General features: G+C 68.0%; 6 protein-coding genes. 1 reads left to right on the top strand and 5 read right to left on the bottom strand.

The annotated features are described in order from the left end of the window. Positions 1-232 precede the first annotated feature (232 nt). Positions 233-1,231 carry a family 43 glycosylhydrolase gene (locus UK23_RS17500; RefSeq protein WP_082114738.1) on the top strand — a complete coding sequence of 333 codons (999 nt, stop codon included), beginning with the start codon at positions 233-235 and terminating at the stop codon, positions 1,229-1,231. Positions 1,232-1,269: 38 nt separating this feature from the next. On the opposite strand, the gene UK23_RS17495 is transcribed toward UK23_RS17500, so the two are convergent. The 5 genes from UK23_RS17495 to UK23_RS17475 all read right to left on the bottom strand — a co-directional run bounded on the left by UK23_RS17495 (position 1,270) and on the right by UK23_RS17475 (position 8,646). Then, positions 1,270-3,528 (bottom strand): cellulase family glycosylhydrolase, encoded by a 2,259-nt coding sequence (locus tag UK23_RS17495; RefSeq protein WP_045312614.1) that lies wholly within the window; start codon positions 3,526-3,528, stop codon positions 1,270-1,272. A 112-nt stretch (positions 3,529-3,640) separates the two neighbouring features. Next, entirely contained in the window at positions 3,641-4,210 is a 570-nt protein-coding gene (locus tag UK23_RS17490) for a cellulase family glycosylhydrolase (RefSeq protein ID WP_052684758.1), read from the bottom strand. A 174-nt stretch (positions 4,211-4,384) separates the two neighbouring features. Beyond that, positions 4,385-6,184, bottom strand: a complete 1,800-nt coding sequence (locus UK23_RS48725; protein WP_196777779.1) for an immunoglobulin-like domain-containing protein — start codon at positions 6,182-6,184, stop codon at positions 4,385-4,387. A gap of 163 nt (positions 6,185-6,347) precedes the next feature. Continuing rightward, a complete protein-coding gene (locus tag UK23_RS17480; RefSeq protein WP_052684756.1) occupies positions 6,348-7,598 on the bottom strand; it encodes an ABC transporter substrate-binding protein in 1,251 nt (416 codons plus the stop codon). A 49-nt stretch (positions 7,599-7,647) separates the two neighbouring features. After that, positions 7,648-8,646 carry an ROK family transcriptional regulator gene (locus UK23_RS17475; protein ID WP_045312612.1) on the bottom strand — a complete coding sequence of 333 codons (999 nt, stop codon included), beginning with the start codon at positions 8,644-8,646 and terminating at the stop codon, positions 7,648-7,650. Between the last annotated feature and the right edge of the window lie 124 nt (positions 8,647-8,770).

Raw genomic sequence — 8,770 nt, 5'->3', positions numbered from 1 at the left:
GTCGAGTCGCTCGGACCGTCGGCGTCCCAGGCGCTGTACCTGACCCGGGAGGCAGGCGACAACACCCACTTCTCCGCGCACGGCGCCGCGGAGATGGCTGGACTCGTCGTGCAAGGCGTGCGTGAGCTGAACCTGCCCCTGGCCGGCTACCTGCGCTGAGTGCCTCCAGCCGCCGGCCCCGGCGTGGCGGCGCCGGGGCCGGTTTCCACACCTTTTCCAGGAAAGAGGCGCCATGCCACGACTACCTGCGGTCGCCCTGCTGGTGACCGCGCTTCTCGCTGTACCCCTCACCGCGTCGGCCGCGCCGGCGACGGTGACCAACGGAACCCAGTTCACCGACACGTCCGGCAACGTCGTGCACGCCCACGGCGGCGGCATGCTCAAGGTCGGCGCGTACTACTACTGGTTCGGCGAGAACCGCAACGCCGACAACACCTTCAAGGCGGTGTCGGTCTACCGGTCGGCGGATCTGAAGACGTGGGAGTTCCGCAACAACGTCCTCACCCCCTCGTCGGCCGCCGAGCTCGGCCGGGCGAACATCGAACGGCCGAAGGTCGTCTACAACAGCTCCACCGGGCAGTTCGTGATGTGGATGCACAAGGAGAACGGCAAGGACTACTCCGAGGCCCGCGCCGCCGTCGCCACGTCATCCACAGTGGACGGCAAGTACACCTGGCGTGGCAGCTTCCGGCCGCTCGGGCAGCACATGTCCCGCGACATCACGTTGTTCAAGGACGACGACGGGACCGCCTACATGGTCTCGGCCGCCCGCGAGAACGCCGACCTGAACCTGTACCGGCTCACCGCCGACTACACCGGGGTCAGCACGCTGGTGCGGACGCTGTGGCGAGGCTCGTCGCGCGAGGCTCCCGCCGTCTTCAAACGGAACGGCGTCTACTTCATGGTCACCTCCGGCGCCACCTACTGGAACCCCAACCAGCAGAAGTACGCGACCGCGACCAGCATGACCGGGACGTGGAGCGGGCTCGCGAACGTCGGCGACTCCACCGGCTACCGCAGCCAGACCGCGTACGTGGTACCGGTGCAGGGCACGCAGACCACGTCGTACCTCTACCTCGGCGATCGCTGGGCAGGTGCGTGGAACCGCCCGGTCAACGAGTCGCAGTACGTGTGGCTGCCGCTCAAGTTCCCGACGCCCAGAACCGTCACCATGTCCTGGTCCCAGCGGATCAGCGTCGACACCACCACCGGGGTCGTGCAGGGCCTGTAGCGAACCGGCCCTGGGGTCACCAGGGCCGGTTCCACGTCTCAGCCGGTCGTGCAGGTGTTGCCGTTGAGGGTGAACGAGGCCGGCGCCGGGTTCGAGCCGTTGTACGAGCCGTTGAAGCCGATGCTCGCCGACCCGTTCGGTGCCAGCGTCCGGTTCCAGGTCAGGTTGGCGGCCGTCACGTTCGCACCGGACTGGGCGAACGTGGCGCCCCAGCCGGGCAACGTGACCTGCTGACCGCCTGCATAGCTGAAGGCCAGCGTCCATCCGTCGACCGCGCTCGTGCCCGTGTTGGTGACGGTCACGCTGGCGGTGAACCCGTTGCCACCGCCCCAGTTCTGCGCGGAGTAACCGACCTTGCAGGTGCTCGGGCCGCCGCCACCGCTCGTCGTGGCCGTCACGATGCCCGAGAACGCCGACACGTTGCCCGCGGCGTCCTTCGCCCGCACCTGGTACCGATAAGCCGTCGACGGGCTCAGCCCGCTGTCCGTGAAGGACGCCGAGGCCGGCGAACCCACCAGCGCGAACGAACCACTGCCCAGCGCGCGGAACACGTCATACCCGGTGACACCGACGTTGTCCGTCGACGCCGCCCAGTTCAGCGTGAGACCCGTGGACGTCACACCCGAGGCGGCCGGAGTGCCCGGAGTGGACGGAGGCAGGGTGTCGCCGCCACCACCGCCTCCGAAGATCGTGGCCTCCTTCGAGGTCTGCCGAACACCGTTGGCGCCGTTGAGGAACCGCTCGCCCCACGGGGTCAGGCTCGCCGGGTTGAACGAGTTGGTCATGTCGAGGTAACCGACGTCGCTGCTGTTGCCGCTCCACGACCAGCCGAGGTAGCCCAGACCGCGGAGCTGCGCCTGAGCCATGATCGTGTCCTCGTCCGGGTCACCGTCGGAGTGGTTGTTCCCGAACTCGCCCACCACCAGCGGCAGGCCTGCGGTCTGGAAGGCGTCGAAGTACGCGTTCACCTTGGCCGCGGTGTTGTAGACGCCGTACATGTGGATGGAGAACACGGTGTTGCGCTGCGGATCGGCGGTCAGCACCGCGGCCGCGTTGTCGCGCATGATGTTGCCCCAGTCCTGGCCCCACATCGGCGCGTCGGCCATGATCAGGTGCTGCAGGCCGGCACCGCGCATCCGGCTGATCGCGCCGCTCGTGGCGCTCGCCCAGGTGGCGCTGACCGTGGCGTTGTTGCCGAACGGTTCGTTGCCCAGGTTGATGATGACGTAGTTCTCCTGGCCCTTGAGCGCATTGGCGACCCCGACCCAGTACGTCGCCGCCTGGTCCAGCGTCGCGGCGCCGCTCTGTTCGCCGTATCCCGTGGTGTCGTGGACTTCCAGCACGCAGATCATCTTGTTCGTCTTGCACAACGAGATGACGTTCGTGACCTCGGCGGCCGGTGTCGGCCCCCACCGCTGGCCGCTGCCGAGCACGACGCGGACCGTGTTGGTGCCGAAGGACTTCATGTCCGCGAAGGCCCGGTTCTGGCTCGGGTACCAGACGTAGGCGTGGTTGACGCCGCGCATGACGAACGGGCTGCCGTCGCCCTCGACGACCCGCGTGCCCTCGACGTGCAGGCCGACGGTCGGAGCGCTGCCGCCCAGTGCCGCGACCACGGCCGGGAACCAGCGGGCCTCGATCTTCTGGATACCGGTGGTGCTGTTGGGGTGCACGCCGTCAGTGGTGTCGGCGGAGGTGCTGAACCCGGTCCACTGGTCGGCCACGGTGATCGGGGAGGCCGCCGTGCTGTTCGCCTGCGCCCAGCCGGGAATCGCGGCGTTCAGATCGACCACCCGCTGCCCGCAGGCGGAACAGCCGGACGGGTTCATCGGGATGATCTGGGCGACGACCAGCTTGATCGCCGGGTTGCTCGCGCGCATCTGGCCGAGCATCGTGGTGTAGGCGTTGAGGATCGTGGCCGCGGGGATGTTGTTCCAGACGTCGTTGGTGCCCAGGTGCATCAGCACGACGTCCGGGCGTGCCGAGGAGAGCCAGCCGGGGAGTTGGCCGTCCCGCACGATGTTCGTCGCCAGGATGCCGCCGTGGCCCTCGTTCTCGCCGTCGTAGGTGAACCCGCAGCCCGGGGCGGGAAGTGAACCGACGAAGTCGACGTCGGTGTGGCCGGTGTCCTGCAGGTGTTTCCAGAGCAGCGCCCGCCAGCAGCCGGGTGAGCCGGTGATGGAGTCGCCGAGGGCCATGATCCGCGCGGGCGCGGCGGCACTCGCCGCGGGCGCGAGGACGACGGTGGCGGCCAGCAGCAGGCCGGCCACCACCGCTCGAAGAGTTCGCCAGGTCATGCTTCGATTCTGGGAGCGCTCCCAGAATCGGAGATACCGCCGAGTGGACCACTGGCCGAACCTGTCCGTTGCGGACAAGCCCTCGACATCGGCTTGTCCTGCAGGACAGAACTCAGCCGTAGATCGCGGCCTGCTTCGAGGTCTGCCGGACACCGTTGGCGCCGTTGAGGAACCGCTGCCCCCACGACGTCAGCCGCGACGGGTTGAACCCGGAGACCATGTCCAGGTAGGCGACATCGCCGCCGTTGCCGCTCCACGACCACCCGAGGTACCCGAGCCCGCGGGACCGGGCCTGCGCCATGATCGTGTTCTCGTCCGGGGCACCGTCGCTGTGCCGGTCACCGAACTCCCCCACCACCAACGGCAGCCCCGCTGAGCGGAACGCGTCGAAGTAGGCGTTGACCTTCGCCGCGCTGTTGTGGACGCCGTACATGTGGATGGAGAACACGGTGTTGCGCAACGGATCCGCGTTGAACACCGACGCGGCGTCGTCGCGCATGATGTTCTGCCAGTCCTGGCCCCACATCGGCGCGTCCGCCATCAGCAGGTGCTGCAGTCCGGCGCCCCGCAGCTTGCTGATCGCGCCCCGCGTCGAGTCGGTCCACCGCGCGCTGGCCGAGGCGTTGTTGCCGAACGGCTCGTTGCCCAGGTTGATGACGACGTAGTTCTCCTGGCCCTTCACCCGTGTTCGCGATGCTCACCCAGCAGTTCGCCGCCTGGTCCAGGGTCGCGGCGCCACTCTGGTCTCCGTACCCGGTGGTGTCGTGGTCACGGATCGGCGATCCGGGAACGCACCCAGTTGGTATTGCGGTGACAGCCTCGAATACAACAGCACAGCAGAGATCGAATCAAGGCGTCAGCGTTGCAGCGCGGCGATCTCCTCTGCGGTCAGAACCCGGTTCCACACCGTCAACCTGCGCATTTTTCCCTGGAATCGCGCACCGGAGTTCGGCGTCACGATGAGCCCGCCGAGTTCATCGGGTTTCACCACCATGCCGTCCAGACGCGAGAATTCGACAATGTTGTCGAATAGACGTGCAACGCCATTCGACAATGTGCACGTGATGGTGCGCCAGCTCCCTCCGACCTCTACCTGGGCGGAGACGGTGAGCTGATCGAGTCCGGACATCAGGTCGTCCGGCAGGTCCAGGTAGCCGCGTTTCCCGCCGAAGATCAGGCCGGCGGATGAGCGGGTGATGTCACCGCGAATCGTCGCGGCACGGCGGTTCCCGGACACATCGGCGACGACCGGACCGGAACCGCTGGTCAGGTCGTAGTCGACGAGCACGCCCTTCTCGTTGGCGCGCAACGGTTGCGTGCCCTGCCTCAGCCGCTCCAGCTCGGTTTTCGACACCGGTAGAGCGGTGCCGAAGCGCGGTGTCCCAGCCGACACCGGGACGTGCCGCTGCCCCGACCACGTGACGAGGTCGGTCGACTCCCAGATCTCGACGTGGCTGCCGTCCTGCCGCATCGCGACGAGGGAGAAGCTGTCGCCGTCCTCGCTGCGGATGATGAACGGGTCGCGCACGCCGTACTCCGACGTCAGCACCGGACGGCCGCGGTTGAGCTCGGTCTTCTGCGACGGATCGCTGCCGCTGACCGCGAAGTGCACGTCCTGGGACGCTTCGCCGGTGACGTAGGCGAACAGCGCGCCCTCCATCGCCGCCTTCTCGGGCAGCGGCAGGACAGTGAGGGTGAAGTAACGGGTGTTGGACGTGTACCCCTTGGCGGCCTTGACGGAGATGCGGGCGATGCGCGGGCGTGATCCGTGCGGCGGCCGGGTCACCTCACCGGTGGCGCTGACCACGCGCGGATCGCTGCTCTGCCAGGTGAACGTGACGTCGCGGGATCCCCTGGTGGGCAACGTGATGTCGCCGCGGATCTCGTCGGGGAGCACGACGTCCCTCAGCGCGTCGTCGACCTTCTGCCGATCGCTGACGTCCTCCGGCACGGTGACGGTGAACTCGCGCGTGGCGGTGTGCCCGGCGTAGGAGGCGGTCGCGGTGAGCGTCACCGTCGAACTGCCGGATCGTGGTGCGGGCCGGGTGACCACACCGGTCGCCGACAGCACCGAAGGCCTGTTCGACTCCCAGGAGATCACCGAGCCGCCGGGAACTCTCGTGCTCAGGGTGAGGTCCTCCGTCACGGCGGAGGTGTCGCCCAGGTCGAGCGACGCGAGATCGGTGCCCGGCCGGGCCGACGCCGTCTCCTTCCCGAGCTCACGCACCTCGCCGGGAGCCAGCACCCGGCGGTAGAGGCGGAAGTCGCGGATCTCACCCTGCAGAGACCCGTCTGCCGAACGTCCGGCGCAGGTGGCGATGGTGTCGTCGATCGCACCCGGAGTCGTTGCCGTGCCGTTCTTCCTGCCCGTCTCGACGCCGTCCTCGTAATGGATCGTGACGCCGCCACCGAGCGTGCAGGTGATCGTCCGCCGTCCGCCGGGGACGTGGCCGACCTGGGCCGTGACGGTGAGGTCGGTGAGCTCGTGGAGCACGTCCTCCGGCAACCGGACGGGACCGCCCGTGCGCTCGAAGTGCAGGACGAGGCCGTCGTCGAGCGTGGCGGCGGAGCTGGTCGTGACGGAGGTCGCGAAGCCCGCGCCGATGAGGCCGACGGCGATGAACACCGTCGTGGAACTGAGATGACGTAAGGACATGCCGGTCTTTCCCGACGGGCACTCGACAGTGCCGGGGTGAAAGGGGAACACGCGGACAGTCCCAGATGTGAACGCCAACATAGCTGGCACTTCATAGATCGTCAATCGATCCCGGCAGAACCGAACCCGGTGGGCGGGAGGGAGAGTCCCGCCCACCGAGCGCTCATTTGCCCAGGTTCTCCAGGGAACGCTGGGCCGCCGCGAGGCCGTCCTTGGGCGTGACCAGGCCGTCGCAGATCTCACCGATGATCGTGCCGAACGCCTTCTGCATGCCGCCCCAGTCCGGCGTCATCGGTGGCGTGTAGGCGAACTCCGCGGACTCCTTGAACGCGGACATGTTGACGTCCGCGATCGTCCACGCCGGGCGCAGGAAGTCGTCGCTGTCCTGCACCTCGCGGTTGGCCGGCGCGTCCTGGCCGCTGGTGGCGATCGGCTTCTGCCCCTCGGCGCTGGTCAGGAAGTCGAGCACCTTGAACGCGAGCTCGGGACGCTTGCTCGACTTCGTGATCGCGAGGCCGCTCTGGAAGGAGATCGTCGCCTGCTTGGTGTTCTTGAACAGCGGCGAGATGCCCCAGCGAACCTGCGGGGCGTCCTTGAGCGAGGCGATGTTCCAGAAGCCGGTCATGATCATGGCGGCGTTGCCCTGGGCGAAGAGCTGGTCGGGGCTGGAGACCTTGAGCGCCTCGTAGTCCTTTTTGGACGGCGCGACGTGGTGCTTGTTGACCAGGTCCGCGTAGAACTGCATCGCCTTGACGTTCTCCGGCGAGTTGATCACCGGGTTGCCGGCCTCGTCGAGGACCTTACCGCCGTTCTGCAGCATGAACGCCATCCACCACGGCCACCAGTCGCCCGCCGCGAAGCCGTACCGCATGGTCTTGTCGCCGTCGCGGACCGTCAGCTTCTGCGCGGCGGCCAGGAAGTCCGGCCACTTCCAGTCCGCGGTCGGATAGGCGACGCCGTCCTTGTCGAAGAGATCCTTGTTGTAGTACAGGACCATCGGCCCGCTGCGGTCCGGCAGCGCCCACGTCTTGCCGTCGCGGTCGTAGGAGTGCGCGGCCCGTTCGCCGAACCTCCCGGCGAGATCGAGCTTCTCGCTGCCGATGAAGTTGTCGAGCGGCAGCAGCTGGTTCTTGCTGCTGTAGCTGTGCACGGACTCGGCCACCTCGATGATGTCGGGCGGGTTGCCGTCCGCGAGCATCTTGCCGATCTTCGTGCCGTAGTCGCCGTCCTTGACGTGCAACAGCTTGACGTTCACGCCGGCGACGCGGTCGCTCGCGAGGTCGACGCGCTGCTGGTAGGTCTTGGCGTCCTGGTCACTTCCCCACACCGCGACCGTCACCTCGGGTTCGGGCGTCGGCGGTGGCGCGGCGGTGGCACAGGCGGTCGCGACCAGGCACGCCACGACTGCGGGCATGGCTCTGAACGGGCGGTTTTGCCCCATGGAACTGGATCCCCTCGGAAGTTCAGTCGAGCAGGTGGGTTTCGAAGGCGAGCACGGCCATGCCGAGGGACACCGGGTTGTCCTGGTGCCCGCCCAGAGAGGCGGTCGCCGCTTCGAAACAGGTACCGAGCGCGTACTCCTTGATCACCGGGGTGACCGCTGCCACGAGTGGCTCACCGAGCGCGGCGCCGATCCAGCCGCCGAACACGATCAGCCCGGGGTCGAGCAGGGCGACGGCGCCGGCGAGGGCCAGGGCGAGCTCGCGTGAGAACCGGTTGAGCGTCTCCAGCGCCGTGGAGTCGCCCTGCCGCACGGCTTCCGCGAACCGCGCGACCGTTGCCTCCTGGTCGCCTGGCACGAGAAACGGGCTGCCGTCGAGCAGGTCCATCAGTGCGTCGGCGTGCAGGACAGCGTGTCCCCACTCCCCCGCGCTGTTCGTCGCACCGCGCAGCAACCGGCCGCCGGACACCACTCCCAGTCCGGTACCGGCACCCAGGTCGACCACGATCACGTCGTCCTGGTCCCGCGCCGCGCCGAACGTCTGCTCGGCCAGCGTCATCGCCTTCAACGGCTGGTCCAGCACCACCGGCACGTCACAGCGTCGTTCGAGCAGCGCCCGGAACCGGTGCTCCGGCAGGCTGACCCCGATCGCGCGGACCGGCGCCTCGTACACCTGCTGCCGAACCGCCGCCACGGCCGCGAGAACCTGCTCGACCACTGCTTGCGGCGCGCTCTCCAGCACTGGCAACCGTTTCCGGGCCAGTCGCGCCATCGCCTGGTCGAACAACTCGGCCGTCACGTGCTTGTCGGTGACGTCCACCCCCACCACCAGCGAGCCGCCGCCGCGCAACGTCAGCTGCGTCGCCGGACGTCCGCCACCAGTGCGCGGACCGGCCGTTTCCTTCAGGAATCCGGCTTTCGTCAGCTCACCGGCGATGGTGCCGATCGTGGCGACGGACAGGCCGAGCCGGCTCGCCAGCTCCAACCGGGTCCGCGGTTCGCCACCGTAGAAGCACCGCATGACCTCGACACGGTGTGCCCGCCGTAGATCGCCCGAATGCCTCAGTCGCATGAACCTGTTCCTCGTACTGCGCTCCGACCGGGCACAGTACGTGATCTTCATAGGTTTTTGAAGCGGTTCTTTC

This window comes from Lentzea aerocolonigenes, assembly GCF_000955955.1.
Taxonomy (GTDB): domain Bacteria; phylum Actinomycetota; class Actinomycetes; order Mycobacteriales; family Pseudonocardiaceae; genus Lentzea; species Lentzea aerocolonigenes_A.
This window is presented reverse-complemented; position numbering and strand designations above follow the sequence as displayed.

What these genes read in the sequence shown, in the direction of transcription:
- UK23_RS17500 (WP_082114738.1), top strand. Translation starts at nt 233, where the DNA reads ATGCCACGACTACCTGCGGTCGCCCTGCTGGTGACCGCGCTTCTCGCT.
- UK23_RS17495 (WP_045312614.1), bottom strand. Translation starts at nt 3,528, where the DNA reads ATGACCTGGCGAACTCTTCGAGCGGTGGTGGCCGGCCTGCTGCTGGCC.
- UK23_RS48725 (WP_196777779.1), bottom strand. Translation starts at nt 6,184, where the DNA reads ATGTCCTTACGTCATCTCAGTTCCACGACGGTGTTCATCGCCGTCGGC.
- UK23_RS17480 (WP_052684756.1), bottom strand. Translation starts at nt 7,598, where the DNA reads ATGCCCGCAGTCGTGGCGTGCCTGGTCGCGACCGCCTGTGCCACCGCC.
- UK23_RS17475 (WP_045312612.1), bottom strand. Translation starts at nt 8,646, where the DNA reads ATGCGGTGCTTCTACGGTGGCGAACCGCGGACCCGGTTGGAGCTGGCG.